18 protein-coding genes are annotated in these 22,953 nt (G+C 34.2%); 5 read left to right on the forward strand and 13 right to left on the reverse strand.

Annotated features, from left to right (window positions below; all coding sequences use genetic code 11):
- Window positions 1-82: 82 nt before the first annotated feature.
- A complete protein-coding gene (locus ABFR62_03715) occupies window positions 83-1,018 on the reverse strand; it encodes an OmpA family protein (GenBank protein ID MEN8137517.1) in 936 nt (311 codons plus the stop codon).
- Window positions 1,019-1,329: 311 nt separating this feature from the next.
- Here ABFR62_03715 and mce point away from each other — a divergent pair, with 311 nt between their 5' ends.
- Complete coding sequence (mce, locus tag ABFR62_03720; GenBank protein MEN8137518.1) at window positions 1,330-1,734, forward strand: methylmalonyl-CoA epimerase; 405 nt, start codon at window positions 1,330-1,332, stop codon at window positions 1,732-1,734.
- Between the two features lie 10 nt (window positions 1,735-1,744).
- Here the strand turns inward: mce and ABFR62_03725 are convergent, their stop codons facing one another.
- Window positions 1,745-2,587 carry a hypothetical protein gene (locus ABFR62_03725; protein ID MEN8137519.1) on the reverse strand — a complete coding sequence of 281 codons (843 nt, stop codon included), beginning with the start codon at window positions 2,585-2,587 and terminating at the stop codon, window positions 1,745-1,747.
- 267 nt (window positions 2,588-2,854) lie between these two features.
- Between ABFR62_03725 and ABFR62_03730 the strand changes: the two genes are divergently transcribed.
- Window positions 2,855-3,634 carry a tRNA pseudouridine(38-40) synthase TruA gene (locus tag ABFR62_03730; GenBank protein ID MEN8137520.1) on the forward strand — a complete coding sequence of 260 codons (780 nt, stop codon included), beginning with the start codon at window positions 2,855-2,857 and terminating at the stop codon, window positions 3,632-3,634.
- A gap of 19 nt (window positions 3,635-3,653) precedes the next feature.
- Here the strand turns inward: ABFR62_03730 and ABFR62_03735 are convergent, their stop codons facing one another.
- From ABFR62_03735 to ABFR62_03770, 8 genes are all read right to left on the reverse strand, one after another.
- Window positions 3,654-5,975 (reverse strand): adenylate/guanylate cyclase domain-containing protein, encoded by a 2,322-nt coding sequence (locus ABFR62_03735; protein MEN8137521.1) that lies wholly within the window; start codon window positions 5,973-5,975, stop codon window positions 3,654-3,656.
- A 10-nt stretch (window positions 5,976-5,985) separates the two neighbouring features.
- Window positions 5,986-8,310: a TonB-dependent receptor plug domain-containing protein gene (locus tag ABFR62_03740; GenBank protein MEN8137522.1), complete on the reverse strand. Its 2,325-nt coding sequence runs from the start codon at window positions 8,308-8,310 to the stop codon at window positions 5,986-5,988.
- 2 nt (window positions 8,311-8,312) lie between these two features.
- Complete coding sequence (locus tag ABFR62_03745; protein ID MEN8137523.1) at window positions 8,313-8,909, reverse strand: HD domain-containing protein; 597 nt, start codon at window positions 8,907-8,909, stop codon at window positions 8,313-8,315.
- 151 nt (window positions 8,910-9,060) lie between these two features.
- A complete protein-coding gene (locus tag ABFR62_03750; GenBank protein ID MEN8137524.1) occupies window positions 9,061-10,455 on the reverse strand; it encodes a nucleoside transporter C-terminal domain-containing protein in 1,395 nt (464 codons plus the stop codon).
- A 1-nt stretch (window position 10,456) separates the two neighbouring features.
- A complete protein-coding gene (locus ABFR62_03755; protein MEN8137525.1) occupies window positions 10,457-11,083 on the reverse strand; it encodes a bifunctional nuclease family protein in 627 nt (208 codons plus the stop codon).
- 178 nt (window positions 11,084-11,261) lie between these two features.
- The gene (locus tag ABFR62_03760) at window positions 11,262-12,215 is read right to left on the reverse strand and encodes an electron transfer flavoprotein subunit alpha/FixB family protein (GenBank protein ID MEN8137526.1); all 954 of its coding nucleotides are present in this window, start codon (window positions 12,213-12,215) and stop codon (window positions 11,262-11,264) included.
- A gap of 74 nt (window positions 12,216-12,289) precedes the next feature.
- Window positions 12,290-13,036 carry an electron transfer flavoprotein subunit beta/FixA family protein gene (locus ABFR62_03765; protein MEN8137527.1) on the reverse strand — a complete coding sequence of 249 codons (747 nt, stop codon included), beginning with the start codon at window positions 13,034-13,036 and terminating at the stop codon, window positions 12,290-12,292.
- 330 nt (window positions 13,037-13,366) lie between these two features.
- Entirely contained in the window at window positions 13,367-14,257 is an 891-nt protein-coding gene (locus ABFR62_03770; GenBank protein ID MEN8137528.1) for an AraC family transcriptional regulator, read from the reverse strand.
- A gap of 252 nt (window positions 14,258-14,509) precedes the next feature.
- Between ABFR62_03770 and ABFR62_03775 the strand changes: the two genes are divergently transcribed.
- Window positions 14,510-15,784, forward strand: a complete 1,275-nt coding sequence (locus ABFR62_03775; GenBank protein ID MEN8137529.1) for an L-rhamnose isomerase — start codon at window positions 14,510-14,512, stop codon at window positions 15,782-15,784.
- A gap of 218 nt (window positions 15,785-16,002) precedes the next feature.
- On the opposite strand, the gene ABFR62_03780 is transcribed toward ABFR62_03775, so the two are convergent.
- A complete protein-coding gene (locus ABFR62_03780) occupies window positions 16,003-16,659 on the reverse strand; it encodes a hypothetical protein (GenBank protein MEN8137530.1) in 657 nt (218 codons plus the stop codon).
- 167 nt (window positions 16,660-16,826) lie between these two features.
- Here ABFR62_03780 and ABFR62_03785 point away from each other — a divergent pair, with 167 nt between their 5' ends.
- Complete coding sequence (locus ABFR62_03785; protein ID MEN8137531.1) at window positions 16,827-17,486, forward strand: RNA pseudouridine synthase; 660 nt, start codon at window positions 16,827-16,829, stop codon at window positions 17,484-17,486.
- Window positions 17,487-17,548: 62 nt separating this feature from the next.
- Here ABFR62_03785 and ABFR62_03790 read toward each other — a convergent pair whose 3' ends face one another.
- Both ABFR62_03790 and ABFR62_03795 read right to left on the reverse strand, forming a co-directional pair.
- Window positions 17,549-19,045: a GH3 auxin-responsive promoter family protein gene (locus ABFR62_03790; GenBank protein ID MEN8137532.1), complete on the reverse strand. Its 1,497-nt coding sequence runs from the start codon at window positions 19,043-19,045 to the stop codon at window positions 17,549-17,551.
- Window positions 19,042-19,923, reverse strand: a complete 882-nt coding sequence (locus tag ABFR62_03795) for a M23 family metallopeptidase (GenBank protein ID MEN8137533.1) — start codon at window positions 19,921-19,923, stop codon at window positions 19,042-19,044. The genes ABFR62_03790 and ABFR62_03795 overlap by 4 nt, the downstream gene beginning before the upstream one ends.
- Before the next feature lie 437 nt (window positions 19,924-20,360).
- Here ABFR62_03795 and ABFR62_03800 point away from each other — a divergent pair, with 437 nt between their 5' ends.
- Entirely contained in the window at window positions 20,361-22,952 is a 2,592-nt protein-coding gene (locus ABFR62_03800) for a tetratricopeptide repeat protein (protein ID MEN8137534.1), read from the forward strand.
- Window position 22,953 lies beyond the last annotated feature (1 nt).

Raw genomic sequence — 22,953 nt, forward strand, 5'->3', positions numbered from 1 at the left:
AATCCCTCACGCAAAAAAAAGTGCCTAAAGCTGATATTACAACTTTAGGCACTCTAAGTACTCTATAACTTTAGTCACTTTTTTACAATCCTCCAAGCATAGCTTCTATCTTACTCAAATCCGGCTCTATAATAACTTCGATTCTTCTGTTTTTTGATTTTCCTTCAGAAGTATTGTTTGTAGCAACTGGAATATATTTACTACGACCTGCAGCCGTAATTCTTGTAGGGTCAATACCTCTTGTATTCATTATCAATCTAACAATAGCAGTTGATCTCTTAACTGATAGATCCCAGTTGTCGATTAAAGTCCCGTTTCCTCTATATGCATCAGAATCGGTATGTCCCTCAATAAGTATATTAATATCGTTCTGAACCGCTAATACACCGGCAAGTTGGTTTACGGCATCTTTACCCTGTGCATTTACCTGCCAGCTTCCCGAAGGGAACAGCAAGCGGTTTTCTAACGAAACATATACTTTTCCATTGCGTTGTTCAACGGTTAATCCTTTACCCTCGAAACCACGTAGAGCATCAGACAAACTATTCTTCATTTGAGCTAAAGTATTTTCGCGCTCTTTCATTAAATATTCAAGCTCGGCAATTTTCTTTTCTTTAGCCTTGAGTTTAGAACCCTCTTCGGCTAACAGAATTCTCGCTTTTTCTAATTCCTCCAGTAGCTCTAAGTTCTTTTTAGCATTTTTTGCCAACAAAGCATCACTTCTGTTTGTTAACATTATATACGATTCTTTTAGAGCTGCATGATCTTTTTCCAGTGCTGAGTATTTTCTTCCCAACAGGTCTGCTTCTTCCTTTAATGCCGATAACTCATGGCTAACTTTACTTAACCTGTTCTGACAGTCGGCAAGATTTGATCTGAGGTTTATATTTTCTTCTTCCAAAATATCTCTTTCACCCAATACTCGGTCGTATTTAGACTGTAAATCATTATGTATTTTCGAAGAAACACAAGAGCTTAATGAAGCTGTAAGAGCTATAAATGCGATTATTTTTCTCATATTAATGGTGTATGGTTTTCTTAATAACGTAAAGCAAACATAAATCTTATTTGAGGTTAAATCAAAATTTTAGTAATTTTTACGTTGAATTATTTAAATTAGGTGTTTCTACCACTTATCAATTTTATTAGTAACGCATGAGAGATTATTCAAGGGGTTTACTTTTTCGGAGTTAATGGTTACTTCGTAATTGAGGCGGAATCCTTTTAATCCCGGTCATTGACACAGTCTGTGAGCGGAGTCGAAGAATATATAACCGATAGCCCAACCCGCAGCGAATGCGTAGGGGTATGCCAAAAAAAAACAGAAAAATGAATAAGATAGAACACATAGGTATCGCCGTTAAAGACCTCGAAAAGTCGAATGAGTTATTTACTAAGTTATTTGGTAAAGCGAATTATAAAATCGAAGAAGTGGTTTCGGAAGGAGTAAAGACATCGTTTTTCGAGGTGGGTCCTAACAAAATAGAGTTGCTGGAAGCTGCAAATCCTGAGAGTCCTATTGCAAAATTCATAGAAAAAAGAGGTGAGGGGATTCATCACATAGCTTTCGAAGTAGAAAATATAGAAGCTGAGGCAGAGCGGTTGAAAGATGAAGGTTTTACAGTATTAAATGAGCATCCCAAAAAGGGTGCAGACAATAAGAAAATTGTTTTTCTACACCCAAAATCCACAAATGGCGTATTGATAGAACTGTGTCAGGATATCCGTAAATAGACTGCACAGATTAAAAAACCCTTACGTAGCCAATAAAAGGTATTGGTGTTCCGGCTTCTGTTACAAAACCAATACCAATATCAAATGCATTTTTTCTTGCTATAATTCTTATTCCGTGAATACCTATGTAAATACCATTTTCACCTGTTATTAAATAATTTTCAGTCAATAAAGCTATATAGTTGCTTACTCTGTGGGTTCCGGAGAACATTATGGCCGGATCGCCGGAAGTGCCACCCGTGAGTCCTATTCCTCCACCAACAGAAAAATTACTCTCGGACGATCCAAAGGTAGTAACGGCATAGGGTAGTGTAAAAGAGCCTTCTTCAGTAATCATCGTGCCAAAGAATACCCCTCCTCCGGCATGTATTTTCTCGGTAAGCCTGAAACCAACTTTTGGTGTGAAGAAAATGATAGGGTTTCCATTTACGAGAGAGATAAATTCAAATCCACCTCCTATTGAAATGTTTTTTGTAATACCATAATTGAAGAAATTCAGTAAAACTTCCATGTTTTGGTAGTATCCATTTCCTTTTTTTATCGGAATTGCGGTAGGAGCAAAAAAGTATCTGGTATCGTGTAAATTCGGGAACTTGAATTTTCCGTAGTATTCGTAATCCTCTATTGACTTTATATCCATGTGGGAGAGGATTATTTCGGCATTATCTGTTTTTACCACTACTTTAGAGCTGTCTCTACTGATAATCCGGCCGACATATTCTTCACCGTCGTTCATAGTAATAATATTCTTTCTAATACCCTTTATCGTATCAGTTTCTGTTTGAGCAAATACATTTATATTTGATAGGGCAAAGAAAAAAAGCAGTAGTGCGATTACGTGTACATTTTTCATATCTCTTTAGTTTAGGTGTTTTCAATACTGAAAATTCAAAACGGATATAGTCTGCAATAATGTTTGATGAAATTTTTTGGACTGTTGTAATAGATTTCACCTATTACATAGGAGGTTGGTTATGATATAGCGATTATGCTAATATCAGTGTAAATATTATAGTAAATTTAGTAAAAGTAATTGGATTTGATACAATATTTAGCGGATCTTTGTAAGATAGAAAGAATTGGTATTCATCTTATAATTAGGGAAATATTCTAAAATTTAATGAATAAACATTACTACTTACTACATATACAATATTTGGGCTTCCGTTTTCACGGGTGGCAGAAACAAAAGGATGTGAAAACTATTCACCTGATGATAGATAAGACTGTTCGTTTTGTGTTGGGGCACGATGATTTCAAGACTTTGGGAACGAGCAGAACAGATGCTTTGGTTTCGGCTAATCAAAGTGCATTTGAGTTGTTTTTAAAAGAAGAAATAGATGAGTCCGAATTTTTAAAAGAGATGAATAAAAATTTGCCTTCTGATATTAAAATAACTGACATAAAAGAGGTTGATAATAAATTTAATATCATTAATACTCCTAAGATAAAAGAATATTTGTACCTGTTTTCTTTTGGCGAAAAGGCTCATCCTTTTAGTTCGTCTCTGATGAGTTCTTTTACTTATGAGCTGGATATTGAATTGATGAAAAAAGGGGCTAATCTGTTTTTAGGGATGCATAATTTCAGAAGATACTGTACAAAGCCATCTGAGAAGACCAATTTTCATAGAGAAATGATTGTTAGTGAAATTGTAGAAAACGATATTTATAAGGCTAATTTCTTCCCCGAAAAAAGTTATTTATTCAGAATAAAATCTTCCGGATTTATGAGAAATCAGGTAAGACTGATGATGGGACAATTATTGATGTTGGGAAGGGGAGATATTAATTTGGAAGAACTTGAAATTTCTTTGTCGGGCGATGAAGAGTCGCCTTTTAATTATATAGCCCCTGCATCCGGTTTAATTTTGAATAGCATTGATTATATTGAAGATTAGTTTGTGGGTAAATTGAATTTTAGGTCTCAATCTTATTTTTTACATAATACATCGGAACAGGACCTTTATTTTTTGCAATGATCATGCCTCTTGATATGCAGTTGAAATTGTCTTTCACCAGATCGTAAGTACTTTGCGAAATATTTACAAAGCCTTCCAGTCCGTTAGATTCAATCCTGCTCGCTGTGTTTACAGTATCACCCCAGATATCATAGGCAAACTTTTTACTTCCTACTACTCCTGCTATTACCTGACCGGTATTAATACCGATTCTGATATTCCAATAGGGAATGTTAAATTTCTTTTTTTCTTCAATGTCTTTGGTAACAAATTCCGCAATTTCAAGTCCTGCATTTATCGCATCCATTGCATTAGAATTATTTGGAGAGGGTACGCCACCTGCGCACATATAAGAGTCCCCGATAGTTTTAATTTTTTCCAGGTTATGTTTCTCTATGATATTATCAAATTCATTGAAATATCTGTCCAGCTCTTTTATCAGTTCATCTTCGCTGAGTTCTTCTGCAATATTTGTAAATCCGGTAAAATCAGTAAACAATACAGAAACTGACTCATATTTACGGGGTGCAACTTTTGTATTATGTTTAAGCTCGTTGGCAATTCTTTTTGGTAAAATGTTCAAAAGTAACTTGTCCGACTTGTCTCTTTCTTTTTTTATCTGGCTGTTCAAACGACGCTGGTAAAGCATTCCCACAATAATTATGATCAGAATAGCCCCCAACAATATTGCAATTAAATACGATCGTTTAAGAATTTCGTTGGCAGCATCGACCTCTTTTTGTGCTATTCTTTGTTTTTGTATGGCTAATGCTGTGTTAATAGAGTCTGATTTAGATTTTTGTTTTGCTATCTCCTCCTGTACCAATGCATTTACAGCTGTTAAAGAATCCTGCTTAGCTTTGTTTAGAGCCGCATCTTTTTCAATTTCGATAATTCGGTTTTTATCTACTTCATGCTGCGCAATTGCAATTGCCTGATCTCTAAGTATTCTGGATTCTCTTGCTTTTTGAGCCTCTAAATCGGCTTTTATTCTTTCTTTATCGGCTATTTCTTCTGCTGATTTTTTCTGGAACACAAGTGCATCTTTTTCAATTCGCTCTATATTAATTCGTTTTGAATTTAGTTTGGCTTCGTGTGCTTTGTTTTCGTTAGTGATATTATTTTCCTCCTCCAGATAATTCGATTTAAAATCCCTTTCTTGTTCATAACTTCCCATCGCACCATAAATTTTAGACTTAAACAGCAGTGCTTTGGAAGTGAGCTCAGTAGTATTGTTTATCCTGCTGCTCTCAATTGTTTCATCGATGTATAAAAGAGCATTATGATAGTCGGCAACGTAAAAGTATATATTAGATGTGAGGTAGTTAATTTCGTTTTTAAGTATTTCATTTTTACTTAGATTAGAAAGGAAAGTAGCCTGACGCGTACGATTCAGTGCATCACTTTGTCTGTTCGTTTTTTGTAGAATAACTGCCAGATTTATGTTTGTTCTGGCTAATATATCAGCATATTCTTCTTCTTGAGGAATTAAGTCCAAGGCTCTTTCCAGGTTTATTTCAGATAATTCCAGATCACCCGTCTTAGTGTATAATACTCCCAAATTGTTGTGAAGTATTCCCCTGATACTTTTAGAAGCGTAAAGAGGCAGTTGTCCTAATATATCTGAGTAATATTCAATTCCTTCATAAATCATATCGGATTTCTGATACTCCAATCCAATAAGTTGATATAACCTATATATTTGTTCTGTATTAAACTCTTTTTTTGCCTGTTGTAAAGATTTTTTATACCAAATTAATGCCTCTTCATGTCGGTTGTTGATGGATGAAATATCTCCTAAATATTTTAAGCTTTTTTGTTTTATTGAGATATTATCGAAATTATGAAATAATTGTTCCAGTTCTAAAAAGTAGATTCTTGCATTTGAATACAATTCGAGGGTGAATAATATAACACCGGTTTCATAGTTTATTCCGGCCAGTTTTTCATAATCAGGTTTGTTATTGTACAGGTATTTTAATTTTAGAAGGTAACCGTATGTTTGTTCTCTTAATTTTAAATCTCTAAAAGTCTCAATAAGTTTTAATAAACTTTGTTCCTCCTTTTCATATATTGAATTATTATGAGAGAGTTCAAATGCCTCAGTAAGAAGGTTTATTTTATTGGCAGTAACAGTTTCTTTTTCAGCTTCTGTTAATAATGAGTCAATATTGTTGTCAATGGTTTGCGAAAACAGTTGACTTTGGAATACAACAAGTACTAAAAAGATAAATATCCTTTTATAATAATCAACTTTGTATGTGTAATTTTCTGTCAGCAAATCTTACTTGTTAAAACATTTTAAACTTGGCTCCAAATTCAATCATTCTACCATTTTGCGGTGTGTAATACAGCCCTTTTAAAGGGTCTGCAGTTTGAATTCCTGAGAATTTAGAATTAAATATATTTTTTATTCTTGTGTAAAAACTGAAGTTACTGTTGCTTTGATAGTTTATTGAAAGATCAGTCCATATTGCTGCATTACTTTCATCAGTTAGTATAGTACTTATAGATTCTTCAGGGAATATTTCCGAGAAAAATTCGTAGTATGTGTTGTTATACTGGTTATTCCCATAAATATTGGTAATAAGTTTGATGTTTTTGTAAACCTTTAATTTCATTGCCACCCTGAACAATAAGCTTGGTTGAAATCTATATGAATCATATCGTAATATGTCAGGATTTGTTGTTTCCGTTCTGTTTTGATAGGTTATTGATGCATCGAGGTCGAAATTAGCCGAAGGAATTAAGTTTTTTAGTCTGGCAATACCCTGAATTGACAGGTTAGTGGAACCATTGTCTTTGTTGTTTACGTAACCATAATATCCGTATCTTGATACTATTGATTCATTTATATCAGGATTTGAAAAGGAAAAAATGATTTCATTATTTCGGATATAATAATTTGATAATATCTCGAAACTGTTGTTTGCAGAAGGAGAGTATTTAATCCCCAATTCTATAGCCTGTAATCGTTCATTTTCCATATTAGAATTCGGTAATGGGAAGTAATTAGTATGCAAATTTGGTTTGGCATAGTTGGAGTACTTAAAGTAGGAAGAAGGCGATTTGTGTGCAAGAGTATAGGTTGATTTTATACTTGTTTTTGGTGTAATCTTATAAAGGATAGAAGCTCTTGGGCTAATTGAATTTTCATATATTGAATGGCGATCAAACCTTAAGTCTAATAATAAATTCAGCTTTTCGGTAGAGTAATCGTATTGACCAAACATACCGAATTGATAGAATGTAAACGGAGAAAAATCCTGATAATCATTTCCGAATATATTTTTCATCAAATTTAACTGTTCTTCTTCTAAAATATAATAATTGAATTCGTTAGAGTTCAGATGATTTGAAAAAGAATTATACGCACCCAGATCAAAAGGTTTATTAAGTGATTGGTAAATAGGTAAATTTCCGGAATAGATAAAGTTTGCCCCAAAAGCGATGTTAGATTTCTTATTTACTTTATAATTAAATAATTGGTCAAAATTGATATCGTCGGAAGCTCCATATTTGAAATTTAGTCCGGTTTCATTTCCATGTATGGGATTTACCACCAGTTCATTAGAGCCGTTATTAATTCTATATCGCAGGTATGATAAAATTGTTTGAGAATTGAAATTATTTGCGGCTATCTCATATGTGAGGCTATATCTGTTTATACTTTCACCCCAATAACTGTCGGGAAGCTGGTAACTTGTGTAATAAGGTAGGTTACCCATTGCACTATGTGCTTCTCTTGAAAGGTGGAACATCGAAAACTTTAATGATTTATATTCTATTCCAATTCCATACATTAAGTTTTGACTCGGCAGATTTCCCAGCTGCGGGTTTGTTGCAGTACCTTCAAATAAAGAATTATTTCCAAGACCGGCAGTGTCAATATGTATGTAGTTGTTGATGTTGTATAGATTATTGTAGTTGCTTTTAGTGTTCAGGTCGCTTTGATCGGAATGATTCGCGATAAAATTATACTTAAGAATATTTTTATCTTTACCTATCCTTCCTCCCAGCATAAGGTTTATTTCGTTATAACCATAGTCACCAATTGCAAATATTGCATTTCCGTAGGTTGCTCTTTTTTGATTTTGTTCGGTTATGATATTGATTACTCCTCCCATTGCATCTGCTCCGTATAAAGCTGAAGATGGATTTGTTATAAATTCAATTCTCAGAGCCTGTCTGATTGGCAATTGTCCGGCAATTGGCATTCCGGGGGCACCACTTGGTGTTATAGGAATCCCGTTGAGTAGTATTTTGGTATATAGGTTTCCAAGCAATCCGTTTATTATGAAGGTTTCCCCATTTCTTGAATCACCGGGTTGGGAGATTCTGACACCGGGTATGTTTTTTAGAACATCAGTAAGTGTACGGTAATTATTTTCCTGAATTTCTTTCTGCGTTATTACGTATGATGTAACCGGTAATTCATTGATGGTTTTTAAGCTCCTTGATGCAGTATTTACTTTAATTACATGAGGTTTTACTATAGTATCGAGGTCAGCAGAGTTAAGTTGTTCCATCAGTGATATATCAGTATTTTTGCTTTCCTGAGAAAATGCAGAAATACTAAGAATAATAAATAATATGGGGGATAATATTTTTTTCAAATTCAACTATTTGAGTTTAGTTTTTCTTCTATATCACTGATGATAGTTTTTTTTACGGGTTCAAAATAATTCATGGCATATTCAGTGAAGAATTTGTGGTTTTTCAAAAAATCTAACTGGTATTTCAACCATTCTATATTACTGTCGAATTTGTGATCAAATAGTTCAGTCAATTCCTTTCTCAGTCTATCAGCCTGATCGTGGTATGATCCCGAAGCAATATAAGATAAATCCGCATCGCAAATTATTTCTTCTAATTTAGTTTTAGGCTCATGGGGAAATTTTGTCGCTAAGATTAACCTTCTTATTAGTTCAATCTCCTTATCGCTATACCCGTAAACAGGCAGGTTTTTAGTAATAAAATTACATCCTAATTGTTCGTGGCCACATTTTTTTTCAGAATGTCCGATATCGTGCGACAGGGCAGCGATCTGTAACAGCTCAGCATCATTTTTACTTATGCTTAATTCGCTTTTACAAATATCAATACAGGCTTCTTCTACTTCCAGAGAATGTGAAACTCCATGATAATATGTGCTGTCTACAAATCTATGATGCAGTTTTTCGATTATGAATTGCCTTGTTTTTTGTAATCTCATTAGCCTGTGGTATTATGTAAAAATACACAAAATTCAAAAAGGGATAATACTTTGGTGTCAACATCTCATATTTTTAAAGAAACTATGAGGAGTTAAATATCATGTTTTGTAATATATTTCAGGAATAATGTATATTTTTAGTGAAATATTATTATCCTATTATTGTGCCGGCAATTGTAGCAGAGATTAAAGAAGCTGCAGTACCGGCAATTAGGGCTCTAATACCATATTCCGATAATTGTTTTCTCTGTGTTGGAGCTAATGATCCAATACCTCCAATTTGAATTCCGATAGAAGCAAAGTTTGCAAAACCGGCAAGCATGAAAGTTGATATCACAATTGATTTTTGTTCCAGAAATGCTCCGGCATCTTTTAGTTCCGACAGGCTTATATATCCAATAAATTCAGACATAATTAATTTCTCACCAAGTAGTCTTCCCACCAGAGTTATATCTGCTGAGTCAACCCCGATAAGGTACATTAACGGTGCAAAGGCATATCCTAAAATAAACTGTAAAGAAAGTTCTTCGTATTTTCCATTAGTAATTTCTACTACGTATTGGTTTAAGTTGAAAATGTCTCCAATTCCGGCTATAATGCTGTTAAACATTGCAATAAATGCAACAAATACCAGGAGCATTGCTGCCACATTTGCTGCTAATTTTAAACCTTCAGTAGTACCGGTAGACATGGCATCTAAAATGTTGCTGCCAATTTTTTCTTTCGATACCTTTACTTCTAAATTTATGGTTTCAGTTTGAGGAACAAGTATTTTAGAGGCTATCACAGCGCCCGGTGCAGCCATAATTGAGGCCATTAATAATTGCTTAGCGAATAGTAGTCTCATCTCCGGATCATCACCCCCGAGGAAAGAGATGTATGCAGCCAATACTCCTCCTGCTAAAGTTGCCATACCTCCTGTCATTACCAAAAGTATTTCCGACTTATTCATCTTGTCTAAAAATGCTTTTATCATAAGAGGAGACTCTGTTTGTCCTAAGAATATATTACCGGCAACAGATAAGCTTTCAGCTCCTGATATCTTCATGGCTTTTGTCATAACCCAGGCAAGACCATAAACAACTTTTTGAATAATACCAAGGTAGAATAAAACTGAAGTTAAGGCTGAGAAAAACATTATTGTAGGTAATACCTGGAAAGCAAATATGAAACCATATTTCCCAATATTTGTAAAGCCTTCAACTCCTCCAAAAAGAAATTCGCTACCGGCTTTTGTAAAATCTAAAACCATTACAAAAAAGCTGGAAGCACCCTCGAAAAATCTTTGAATAAAATGTACTTTTTGAATACCAATGGCAATTATAATCTGAGAGCCAAGTCCAATACCAACTACTTTCCAGGAAATAGCTTTTCTATTAGAACTCAATAAGACCAGAATAATTATAATTACTGTGAGCCCGATAATACCCCTGATAACTCCACTAAAGGTTAAACCTTGAGAAGGTAAAATCGTGTCAATTTTTTCTTGTGCGTTAAGTGAAAAAGTAAAAAGGGTAAGTAGGAGTAGGCTAAATAATTTCTTCATTTTATAACGTTCGTTTATCTATTTCATCTCTTATACGAGCTGCCTTTTCATAATTTTCTTCGTTTATGGCAACCTCTAACAACTGGTTAAGTTCTTCAATTGTTAGGTTCGAAAACTTACTGTCTTCCGATTTTGAAATGTCTTCAATTTTAGAAAGTAGTTCTTCTTCTTTTTTTTCTTCTTTTTGTTCAACTACTTCGTTTTCCTCGTTTTCCAGATTAAGAGTTACACCCGCCTGCTCAATAATAATTTTATAAGTATAAATTGGAGCTTTAAATCTAATAGCCAGTGCAACTGCATCCGAAGTTCTGGAGTCGAGAAGTACTTCTTCGTTACCACGTGTACAAACCAGACTTGAATGAAAAACACCATCGACCAGTTTGTGGATGATTACTTCTTTTATTTTTATTGAAAACTTATCTGCAAAATTTTTAAACAGATCATGAGTTAACGGTCTTGGAGGTTTTATGTTTTCCTCTAATGCTATAGCAATAGATTGAGCCTCAGCTTTAGCAATAATTATAGGGAGTTTTCGGTCACCAAATTCTTCACTCAGAATAAGAGCATAGGCTCCTGTCTGGGTTTGACTATACGATATTCCTTTTATTGAAAGTTTTATTAAACTCATGTAAAAATAAATATAATGAATTTGGTGTTTCTTTGCAAACCTGTATATACGCTTACTAAATCATCAATAAAAAAGCCGATAGAGAATTCAGAAGCCAAATCATGTAGAATTTTCAACTTCTAATTTCTCTACCGGCCTTAATTATCATTAGAGTGGCAAGTTACAATAATAATTGTAATTAGCCTTTAAGCTCTTTAATTTTTTCAATTAGCTCAGGTACAACTTTAAATGCATCACCAACTATACCATAGTCTGCGGCCTTAAATATCGGAGCCTCATCATCGGTGTTGATCGCTACAATTACTTTTGAAGAGTTAATACCTGCAACGTGCTGAATAGCACCTGAAATACCAATAGCAAAATATAAGTTTGGCGCAATGTTTTTACCGGTCTGACCAACGTGTTCTTCATGAGTACGCCATCCAATATCGGATACGGGTTTTGAACAAGCTGTACCGGCTCCAAGTATATCTGCCATCTCTTCGATCATCCCCCAGTTCTCAGCGGCTTTCATCCCTCTACCTGCGGATACAACTATTTCAGCATCCATAAGGTTTACTTTACCGCTTGCCATTTCAACTGATTCACTTACCAGATTTGGAGCTGCTGCAGAAACACTTTGTTCTTCTGTTGATCCGGCAACTTCATTTTCTTTAATACCAAAAGAGTTCTGAGCTACTACAAGGATTTTATTTTCTTTTGACAAAACTACATCTGCATGTGCTTTGTTCGAGAATACTTTTCGATTAACGGTAAAAGGGTCAAGAGATGTTGGTTCTGCAATCACACCTGTAGCTAATGAGGCATCCCATTTAACAGCCAGGACAGGCGCAAATGAATTTACGTTCGAAGAAGCCAACATTACAACTGTATGAGCGGATACCTTATCGGCAACCTGCTTAATAGTGTCGGAAAATGAATTTGCTGCAAAATTATTAAGATCTTCGTTTTTTACCAGAATTACTTTAGCCACTCCGTATTTGTATAATTCTTCGGTAGTTTCCGAATTTATTGTAACGGCAATTGCCTCTGTTTCCATTTTGGCGGCTAATTCAACACCGTAAGAAACTGCTTCGAAACTGGTTTTCTTAAACTTACCATTCCATGATTCTGCATATATTAAAACTGACATATTTTCTAAATTTTGATGATTAATAAATTAACTCCGTTTGCCTGTAATTACTTCGGCATCTGAGTGTTTTTTTGTTAAATAGCTTTTGCTTCGTTGTGAAGTAGATCAACCAATTCTCCTACGTTGTCTGAAGAGACAATTTTACAGGCAGCTTTTGCAGCAGGTTTATCGAATTTAACAAATTCAGTCATTTTAATATCTCCATCGGGTTCAACAACCTTCAATGGTTTTTTACGGGCCATCATAATTCCTCTCATGTTCGGAATACGCAGATCCTCTTCTTTTACAAGTCCTTTTTGTCCGGCAATTACCATCGGAAGTTCTGCGCTAACAGTTTCCTTACCTCCGTCTATTTCTCTTACTACCGTGGCTTTATTTCCATCCACATCAAGACCAATAACAGCATTGACAAAAGGTTTGTTCATAATGGCTGCCATTAATCCGGGAACCATCCCCCCATTGTAATCAATAGATTCTTTTCCGGCCATTATTAGATCGTATCCACCTTCTTCCGCAACTTTAGCTATTTGTGTTGCTACAAATAGACTGTCTTTAGGTTCGGCATTAACACGTATAGCATCATCAGCACCAATCGCCAAAGATTTTCTAAGTGTAGGCTCTGTAGAAGCAGGTCCCACATTAATAACAGTTAGCTGAGCTCCCTGTTTTTCTTTTAATGTCATTGCTCTTGCAAGAGTAAATTCATCGTGCGGATTTATTACATACTGTATTCCGTTTGAATCAAACTCTGTATCGCTATTCGTGAAATTGATTTTTGATGTAGTGTCAGGTACGTGACCAATACAAACTAATACCTTCATATCTAATGATTTTGTTTAGTAGTAATTACTTAATTTGACAAAATGAAGTTAATTTTTTTGAGATATAAGGATAGGTGATATTACTTAGTTTACGTTTCACTTATATGTGTTCTCTAGAATTAACTATCTGAGTTAGTGATTATATACTAGAAATAATTTTTTAGTAAAAATCTGTTTAGCGAATATATAGAATTCGACATTATTATGAAAGAAACTGAGGTAAAAAATTATGCACGCATAGTAAAAAAACAAAAACCATGTATGTTAAGTGCTTGACAGGTAGTGTGTAAGTCGCTTTTTTTTGTTTGTTTAAATTCAGTAGTAGTAACACTATAGAACATCCGGATAACTTTCCATTTTTTCTTTTATCTGAATAGGGGAAACTCCCATTTTTTGTTTAAAAATCCTTGAAAAGTAAGATGTAGATTGAAAACCAAGATCGAAACAGACTTCTTTTACACTTTTATCTGTTGAAATTAATAGTTCTTTTGCCCTCATAATTTTAAGTTGCAAGTGATATTGTTTAGGTGATACCCCGGTATATTTTTTAAACATCTTTCTAAAATATGAATATCCAATGTTGAAATTGGCAGCAACCTCTTGCATTACAATTTCCGATTCAACGTTGTCGCGAATTATGAATCTAATTTTATCAATAATTTCAGAGATACTTTCACCTTCTAATTCTTCCTCTTTTTTATTGGCAACTATCAAGCCCATTAATTTAATAAGAAGTCCACTGGATATTAATTGAAAACCTGGAGACTCACTTTCAACTAAGTCAAAAATTTTCATATAACAGTCAATAAACTGCTCTTTTATTCCACTGTTCACTATTGGATTTTTGCGGCTTATTCCAATTTGACTCATAAAGTGTTCTGCAATTTTACCTTCAAAACCAATATAGTTTTCGGTCCAGCCATTTTTTGATTTAGGTTTGTATCTGTGCCATTCTCCCGGAAAAATAATTATGAAACTACCTTCTGAAACATCATAGCTTGCATATTTGTTTTCGAATGTACCGTTGCCCTGGGTGATGTATATAATTTGAAATTCTGATAATATTCTTCCATTGTTCCAAGTGAAATAATATGAAGAAGGGTGTTTCCTCGGAGGGTACTCTTCTCCTTCTTCAATCTTGGAGCTTCCAATTGCGTTAATAAATATATCCCACTTTTTATCCTCTTCTCCTACGGCAAGGTATTTAATATGGTTCTTCATAGGTGCCTGAATTATATAGTTATTAGGATACTGTTTTTTTGTAAAACTATAATATTAGTCAAAAAGTGATATCGAAATGCCAAAAAGTGTATTGCGTTTTTATCACATTAAAATCACATTTGTAATATAATATAAAACAGTAATTATTCGGTTATATCCTGATGCAAAATAGGGATAAATAGTATGCCGGAATAGGGTAGGTTTTAATTTATTTTCATTAAAAATAAATAGAGTTGATAAAATAAAATTACTATGGATAATATAAAAAATGCATATGAATTAGCAAAAAGCGAATATGCAAAATTAGGTGTAAATACTGATGAGGTAATAAAGAAATTAGATGATGTAAATGTTAGTTTACACTGCTGGCAAACCGATGATGTAGGAGGATTCGAAACTCCCGATGCAGAGCTTGGAGGTGGAGGTATTCAGGTAACAGGAAACTATCCGGGGAAAGCTACTTCGATAGAAGAGATGCGTGCCGATTTGGATAAATCTATGTCTTTAATTCCCGGTAAACAAAGATTAAATCTTCACGCTATTTACGGAGAGTTTGGAGGAAAATTCGTTGATAGAGATGTAATTGATGTAGAGCATTTTCAAGGTTGGATTGATTGGGCGAAAGAAAGAGAAATAGGATTGGATTTTAACGCTTCTTGTTTTTCTCACCCAAAATCAGATGACGGTTTCACTCTTTCAAGTAAAAATGAAGAAGTCAGAACCTTTTGGGTAAACCACGTAAAACAGTGTAGAAAAATCGGTGCCGAAATGGGGAAGCAGTTAGGTACTGCCTGTGTTCATAATATATGGATCCCTGACGGATCAAAAGATACTCCTGTTGACAGAGCAGGACACAGAAAATTATTGAAAAAATCTCTTGATGAAATTTTCGAAGTAGAGTATCCGAAAGAGCATTTAAAAGATGCTGTAGAAAGTAAATTGTTTGGAATTGGTTCTGAATCTATGGTTGTAGGTTCTCACGATTTTTACATGGGATATGCTGTTAAAAACGATAAACTAATTTGTCTTGATAACGGGCACTTCCATCCGACTGAGCAGGTTGGAGATAAAATATCGTCTGTTTTGGAATATGTTGATGAGGTATTGCTACACGTAACTCGTGGAGTAAGATGGGATAGTGATCACGTTGTAACATTAAACGATGATACAACTCTTATAGCTCAAGAAATAGTACGTTCAAATGCACTTGACCGTGTAAATATCGGTTTGGATTTCTTTGATGCAAGTTTAAACAGAGTAGGAGCATACATAGTAGGAACACGTGCTACTCAAAAAGCATTTTTAATTGCCTTGTTAGAGCCTAAAGAGCAACTTGTAAAATACGAGGAAGAAGGTAAAAACTTCGAACGTCTGGCTCTTCTTGAAGAATTAAAGACTATGCCGTTTGGCGCAGTATGGAATTACTATTGTGAGCAAAAAGGTGTTCCTGCCAACGCTGATTATATTAAATCGGTTCAGGATTACGAAAATGAAGTTTTATCAAAAAGAAATTTGATAGAGGCTTAGTTATAGGGCAAAAGATAAAAGGCAAAAGATAAAAGATAAAAGATAAAAGGCAAAAGATAAAAGAGTGTAGAGGGTTTTATCCTTTAAACTTTCCTGCCTGACTGATTCACGCAGGCAGGTGTCTTTGAACTTTAAACTTGAAGAAGTTGTTAGTTGTTGTGATGAAGGGCGTTTGGTATATTTACCTTACGTCCTTTGTTTGATTAAATACTCCCAAATTATTTAACTGCGATACTTACAAAATCAACTACCCATAAGTTTTCGTGATCCATTATTGCCTTATTGCCCGTTATTTCCTTACCAAGGGTGTTTACATTATTTTTCATGGTCAGGTAAGCTACTAAAGTGTATTTCCCCGCTTTCTCAATATTTATTTTTGCTTTCCATTTATGCGAAGTTGAAATTAATGCAGGTTCTTTTGCTATAATTTTTCCATCGTCTCCTTCTGCAACTATCCATAACTGATATATGTGAGAATCAAGATAACCTGTAAAGCCTCCTCCAATTACTATAGTGCCCAAATTTTTTGTTTCGTTATTTTTTGGGTAGACAATGCTAAAGCCTTTAAAAAATTCAGGAATAGTAAAATAGCTGGGAATGTTTTCCTGATTTTCCAGTACAGATTTTAATTTACCTTCTTCATCTTCGATCAATCCGGCATCAATAAAGAATTCAATATTTTCTATGCTTTTTTCGCGTGTATTTTCCTTGATAATTTTATCTATTAATTTTACTTTAAATTCTGTAGTTTTTTGTTTTGTCTCCGCCTTTTTTTGAGATACAAATGTCAGTATAGAAAATACACCACCAAGTATCGCAACTATTATGGTTCCAAGTACGGGTAAAACGACAGAAAGGTTATTTTTATCAGCCATGATTTCTGATTTTGATTATTTTGAATAATTTCTACTAAGTTTAATTTGTAAAAAGCCGGAGTTTAATTTCTTAATTGCCAAATGTTTGCGTATAATTAAAGGTACGCAACTTATGTAATGTTACCAAACAGAATTTTGGAAAGCGAATTCTTATTGTAAATTTGCCTATGCTCGAAATACTTCACGAAACAAAAGATTATATCGTAGTAAATAAACCATCCGGATTAATTACCGAGAAGAATATTTACGAAGATTCATTGGAGAATCGGGTATATGTTTATTTGCAAAAAGTAAAAAAGAACCCTTTCGTGGGGGTTGTACACAGATTAGATCGGGTAACCAGCGGAATAGTTTTATTCGCTAAAAAAAAGAGTGCGTTAAAGTATTTCAATACTCAGTTAGAGAAGAAAACAATCAAGAAAACCTATCTGGCAATTACGGGTGGAAAATCAGAGAAACCAAAAGGAACATTGTCTCATTTTTTAGAAAAGGATTTAAAAAACAAGAAGGCGAAAATTTATAAAACAAAAGTTCCTGACAGTAAAGCCTGTCTTCTTTTTTATAATATTATAAGAAAAACAGAAGGGTTGAATTTAGTAGAGGTTAAGCCTCAAACGGGTCGTTTTCATCAGATAAGGGCACAACTATCATTTATAGGACTTCCCATTTTCGGTGATGAAAAATATGGGAGTAATGATGAGTATTTCAGCAATGAAGTTTGCTTACATGCCTGGAAATTAAAATTTCGTGATTTTGACAGCGGAGAAGTTTTGGAGCTGGATGCTAAAGTTCCAGCTAAGAATCCATGGGAGGTTTTCGAATTATAAACAAATGGAATAAATGAAAACAGGAAGACAATATTTTGTCTTCCTGTTTTTATAAGTTGTGTTTACACAATAAGTTGTTTTACGAGCTTGTCTGCGATATCCCGATTGTTCGATAATCGGGGAGTTTTATTCTGCCCCCCTAGTTTACCAATTGATTTCATATATTCATTAAATCCGTTTTTTTCAACTGCCCTTATGATTAGCGACCTGAGAACATTTCCGGAAATAAGGTCGTTGTAATAGGTGTTTTTTTCGCAGAGGAATTTGTCAATCTTTAATGCCAGATCTTCGATGTCGTCAGGAGCATTTTCAAATTCGATAAACCATTCATGGTAGGGTAATCCTGATTCAGGGTTAACCTGAGGGGCAACAGTAAATTCATTTATTCTGATATTGCAACCTTCAATAGCGGCCTTGAGAGAATCTTCAACTTCTTTAGCTATTACGTGCTCACCAAAGGCAGATATGAAATGTTTAATTCTTCCTGAAACCTTTATTCTGTATGGTTTTTTCGATGTAAAAACAACTGTATCTCCAATATTATAACCCCAAAGACCTGCATTTGTATTAAGAATTAATACATAATTTACTCCTAATTCAATTTCTCCGATTGTCAGCCTTGTTGGGTTTTCGTCGAAAAATTCATCTGCAGGAATGAACTCGTAGAACATTCCATTGTTGAGAAGAAGAAGCATGCCTTCCTGATTCTGTGAGTCCTGATAGGCAATAAATCCTTCTGAAGCCGGGTACAGCTCAAGAACATCGATGTGACGGCCAATTAATTGTTCAAATTTTTTGCGATAAGGTTCGTACGCTACTCCACCGTTTATGAAAAGTGAAAAATGAGGGAATAGATCGCCAATATTTTTTCCGGTCTTTTTTTCCAGCTTCTCAAAATACATAACCATCCAGGGAGGAATTCCCGAGATAAGTCGCATGTCTTCATTAAAGGTTTCTTCAACAATAGCATCAACTTTTTCTTCCCAATCATCAATAAGATTAGTTTCCCACGATGGCATCCTGTTGCGTTGCAGGTAGCTGGGTATAAAATGTGCCGTAATGCCCGAAAGACGTCCAATGTTAATGCCGTTTTGTTCCTTTAACTCCGGACTACCCTGTAGGAAAATCATTTTTCCGTCAACAAAAGAATTGTTCCCGGTTTCGTTTATATAAAGTAAAAGGGCATTTTTTGCCGCATTAATGTGGTTTGGCATCGATTCTTTTGTAAGCGGGATGTATTTTGCACCGGATGTGGTACCTGAAGTTTTTGCAAAATACAAAGGTTTCCCAGGCCAAAGGATGTCATTTTGGCCATCTACAACTTTATCGATATATGATTTTATTCCCTCATAATCGGTTATGGGAACATTTCTCTTGAAATCCTGATAAGATTTAATCTCTTTAAAGTTATGATCCTTACCAAACTCAGTATCTTTTGCCTTTTTAATAAGGTACTGAAACATTTTGTTTTGTGTTTCTACGGGGTTCTTTGCCCATCTATATGTTTTTTTGGAAACATATTTTGCATATACTTTTGCTGCTCTGCCCTTTATGCTCATAATTCAAAATCTATATAATCTGACGGGTTAACAGGGTAACCGCTATACCAAAGTTCGAAGTGTAAGTGTGGACCGGTACTAAACTCTCCGGTTGATCCGGAAGAGGCAATTACTTCGCCGCTTTCTACAAAGTCTCCCTGCTCTTTTGTAGTGGATGCACAGTGCTTGTAAACAGAAATTAAATTATTTTCATGCTCTAATATTATCACATTCCCTGTGGTAGAAGTCCATTCAGAAAATATAATTGTCCCATCGGCAACAGCTTTTACCGGAGTTCCTTCTTCCACTGCCACATCTATTGCGTAGTGTTTGTTTTTAGAATCATAAACCTGAGTCAGGTTACCGCTAATCGGTGCTACCAAAACAAAGTCACTTTTATTTTCTTCACCAAATATGTTATATCTGTCTTCCATTTCTAATTCAGATCTAAAAATAGAATCTTCTTTTGGAACACCGAAATCAACATTTATCGATTCGTTTGATTTATTGTTAATAGAATCCAAATTTTTCGTCATTCTGGATTCTATATCAATAGAGTCGATTTCACCACTGAGAATTAGAGCCAGGTTATCTATATACAACTGGTTTTGCTTGATAATATTTTCCAGCGAATCGGTTTTAAAAACTAGGTTTTGTGCATTTCTTCTAAGTTCGGTTGAATTATATCCGGGAATATATTCCCTCAAAGGAGAAAATGCAATTAGAAGTATAGTACTAGTCATAAGGAAAATTAATATAAGTCCAAAGCTTACAAATACATTGAGCCTGTTTAGCCTCAATGAAAATTTTTCTTCCCAGGTATCCTCAGAGCTAATTACCAAACGGTAATTATGTGTTAGTTTACGCTTTAGTTTATTTTTATCGGTTTTTTTAACCATTTATTAGCTTATTAATTATTCTTTTAGAGAATAGTTTGAGTTAGTTTATTACTTTGCAAATATCGAAAAGATATAGTTATATTTTACCAGCATGATGTATTTTATTCAGTATTACTCCGTCGGGGAAAGATTCATTTTTTTTTAATCGTTATCTATGGCTGGCTTTAGTGCTATATTTTCAACAATTTTAATGAAATTTATTCCGCTAAAAATATGCTCGTTTTTTTTACGTTATTGTTTATGTATTTATTCTATTTTTATCCGGAAATAAATATGGTCTGGAACGATGGTAAATTAATACTTATTTAGACAGGTGGTTATTTTGTTCGGAAATATTTTACAAGTACTGAAATTAAATGATTATGAACTAAAGATGTTTAGTAAGTAAATTTTTTTTGTTCAGCATCAGGCAGATATAAGACACAAATTATTAATACATGATTCAAAAAAGAAAACAGGATTCTTTATATAAAAGAGATAATTATTTTAACAAAATATTTCTTGTACTTGGTGTTCTCATCATTGTTTCTTCTTGCTCTACTCATAAGGATAAGTTAATTAACAGAGGTTATCACAATACAACCACAGTTTATAATGTGTTGTATAATGGTAATGTAAGTTTAGAGAAAGCTGAAGAAATTATTGTCGATAATTTCGAGGATGATTTCAGAACAATATTGCCTGTATCTCCATTTGAGGTTGGAATGAAGGCAATGAGGGCTAAGAGCCATTTGGAAAATGCAGACGAGAAAGCTGCAAAAGCTATTCAAAAGCATTCTATGAACATAGGAGGAAGCGAGAAGAATAAGTATATGGACGCATCCTATCTTCTTTTGGGTAAAGCCCGTTATTATCAATCTAAATTTTTACCTGCTTTAGAAGCTTTTAATTATATTAAATTAAATTTTAGAGGAGGAGAAGCTTACTACGAATCTTTGTTGTGGTCTGCTAAAACTCAAATCGAACTTGGTAATTTTGCTCTCGCTGTTAGCGAGATAGAAGATATGCTCGATAATCAGAATATGCCCAAAGAGTTTAAACCTGAACTTTATGCTCATTATTCTGATGCCTTATTGCAGCAGAAAAAGTATCCCGGATCTATTAAGCAGATGAAAATGGCTGTTGAACTGGAGAAGGACGTGAGGGTTAAAACCAGATATGCATATATACTAGGACAGATATACAGACTCGATGGCAGAAAGTCGCAGTCTACTGATGCATTTGAAGATGTTATTGAATTCGGGTCGCCTTATAAATATGTATTACATGCAAAATTAGACAAAGCCGAAAATTTTGATATAGATCAGAATGACCTTAAATTATATGTAGAGGCTCTAGAAGATATGCTTGATGAGAAGAAAAATCAGAACGATCTGGAAAAAATTTACTATCAGATTGGAAGTATATATTTTAAAGATCAATATTATGAAGAGGCCGAAGAAAACCTTAAGAAATCTATTGCAGAGGCTAAAGGTAAAAAATATGAAAAAGGAGTTGCTTTTGAACAGTTAGGTAATGTATACTTTGATCAGGCAAAATATAAGTATGCAGCATCATATTACGACAGTACGCTTGCCGTAATGTCTAAATCATACATAAATTATAAAGATGTTTCGCGAAAACGAAAACAACTCAATAATGTTATAAAGTTCATTACCATAGCAGAGGAAAATGATAGTATATTGAAATTATCTGCTATGAGCGATCAGGAAAGAATTGATTTTTTTGAAAATCATATTGTCTGGTTGAAGGAGGAAGAGGCCAGAAAAATTGCTGAGGCTGAAGAAGCGGCTAAGTTAGCACTGGAAAATGCTTCGAGTACTACAAGTAGCTATTCCGGTGGAAGTAGAAGTTCTTTTTACATGTACAATCCGGTAACTCTCGAATATGGTAAATCGGAGTTTAATAAAAGATGGGGAGACAGACCTTTGCAGGATCAATGGAGGATTTTGTCTAAGCCGGTAAATACTTTAGTTTCAAAAATTGAGGGAGAAGAAGGTGAGCAAGAAACGGATGAAGAAATTCCAGTAGAAGAAGGGGAGGAGAAGGAGTTTGTAAATCCATTGTATACCGTTGAGTATTATACAAAGCAGATTCCAACCAGTCAGGATACTCTTGATGTTATGAAGGCAGATAGAGATTTTGCATACTATGCTTTAGGTTTAATATATAATGAACAATTTGGGAAGTATGAATTATCCGCTACTACATTAGAAACTCTGTTGGGTTATAAGCCGGATAAGGATCTTAAACTTCCGGTTTATTATTATTTATATAAGAACTATCACAGGCTTGGTTATGTAAATAAAGAAAAGGAATATAAGGATATAATATTGAACAGTTATCCCGATAGCAGGTATGCCGAAATGATATTGAATCCCAATGAGGTTAATACTGAATCCGAAAAAGAAAGGGTAGATCTTTTATATGAGGATGTATTAAAAAATCTAGATAAAAGAGATTTTAGAGCGGTTATTGTCAGTTCAGATGAGTTGATAAGTAATTTTCCTGCAAATGAGCTGATTCCTAAAGTTGAGTTGATAAAGGCAGTTGCCATAGGAAAACTTGGTAAGTCTCGTGAGTTTGAGGAGGCTTTGGAATACGTCATGTATAATTTTCCTAATGATGAAGTGTCGGAAAGAGCAAAAAAATATCTGGGCGAATTAAATAAAGAGAATAAATATCAGTTTGATTTAGGTAAAAAAGATTCTCCCCGAATTGTGATTTTGGCAGATAAAGAAGTTGATTTTTCGGAACTGGAAAATTCAATAGCTAAAATTGTTTGGCAAAAAAGGTTGAAGACTGAGAGAAGTAATTTTTCATACGAAAAGGACGTATTTGTAATATATAACTTTCAAAGCTGGGAAGTAGCGGAAGACTTTAAGAGGGAGTTTTTACCGAATAGCTTAATTAATAGTAAATTAAGTACTAAAAATATTAAAGCTTTTATTATTTCTAAATATAATTTTAATATTTTGCAACGCAAAAAGAACGAAGATGTATACTTTAAGAGTATAGAAAATAAATAAT

The organism is Bacteroidota bacterium (assembly GCA_039714315.1).
Lineage (GTDB): Bacteria > Bacteroidota > Bacteroidia > Flavobacteriales > JADGDT01 > JADGDT01.

What these genes read in the sequence shown, in the direction of transcription:
- ABFR62_03715 (MEN8137517.1), bottom strand. Translation starts at nt 1,018, where the DNA reads ATGAGAAAAATAATCGCATTTATAGCTCTTACAGCTTCATTAAGCTCT.
- mce (MEN8137518.1), top strand. Translation starts at nt 1,330, where the DNA reads ATGAATAAGATAGAACACATAGGTATCGCCGTTAAAGACCTCGAAAAG.
- ABFR62_03725 (MEN8137519.1), bottom strand. Translation starts at nt 2,587, where the DNA reads ATGAAAAATGTACACGTAATCGCACTACTGCTTTTTTTCTTTGCCCTA.
- ABFR62_03730 (MEN8137520.1), top strand. Translation starts at nt 2,855, where the DNA reads ATGAATAAACATTACTACTTACTACATATACAATATTTGGGCTTCCGT.
- ABFR62_03745 (MEN8137523.1), bottom strand. Translation starts at nt 8,909, where the DNA reads ATGAGATTACAAAAAACAAGGCAATTCATAATCGAAAAACTGCATCAT.
- ABFR62_03750 (MEN8137524.1), bottom strand. Translation starts at nt 10,455, where the DNA reads ATGAAGAAATTATTTAGCCTACTCCTACTTACCCTTTTTACTTTTTCA.
- ABFR62_03755 (MEN8137525.1), bottom strand. Translation starts at nt 11,083, where the DNA reads ATGAGTTTAATAAAACTTTCAATAAAAGGAATATCGTATAGTCAAACC.
- ABFR62_03760 (MEN8137526.1), bottom strand. Translation starts at nt 12,215, where the DNA reads ATGTCAGTTTTAATATATGCAGAATCATGGAATGGTAAGTTTAAGAAA.
- ABFR62_03765 (MEN8137527.1), bottom strand. Translation starts at nt 13,036, where the DNA reads ATGAAGGTATTAGTTTGTATTGGTCACGTACCTGACACTACATCAAAA.
- ABFR62_03770 (MEN8137528.1), bottom strand. Translation starts at nt 14,257, where the DNA reads ATGAAGAACCATATTAAATACCTTGCCGTAGGAGAAGAGGATAAAAAG.
- ABFR62_03775 (MEN8137529.1), top strand. Translation starts at nt 14,510, where the DNA reads ATGGATAATATAAAAAATGCATATGAATTAGCAAAAAGCGAATATGCA.
- ABFR62_03780 (MEN8137530.1), bottom strand. Translation starts at nt 16,659, where the DNA reads ATGGCTGATAAAAATAACCTTTCTGTCGTTTTACCCGTACTTGGAACC.
- ABFR62_03785 (MEN8137531.1), top strand. Translation starts at nt 16,827, where the DNA reads ATGCTCGAAATACTTCACGAAACAAAAGATTATATCGTAGTAAATAAA.
- ABFR62_03790 (MEN8137532.1), bottom strand. Translation starts at nt 19,045, where the DNA reads ATGAGCATAAAGGGCAGAGCAGCAAAAGTATATGCAAAATATGTTTCC.
- ABFR62_03795 (MEN8137533.1), bottom strand. Translation starts at nt 19,923, where the DNA reads ATGGTTAAAAAAACCGATAAAAATAAACTAAAGCGTAAACTAACACAT.
- ABFR62_03800 (MEN8137534.1), top strand. Translation starts at nt 20,361, where the DNA reads ATGATTCAAAAAAGAAAACAGGATTCTTTATATAAAAGAGATAATTAT.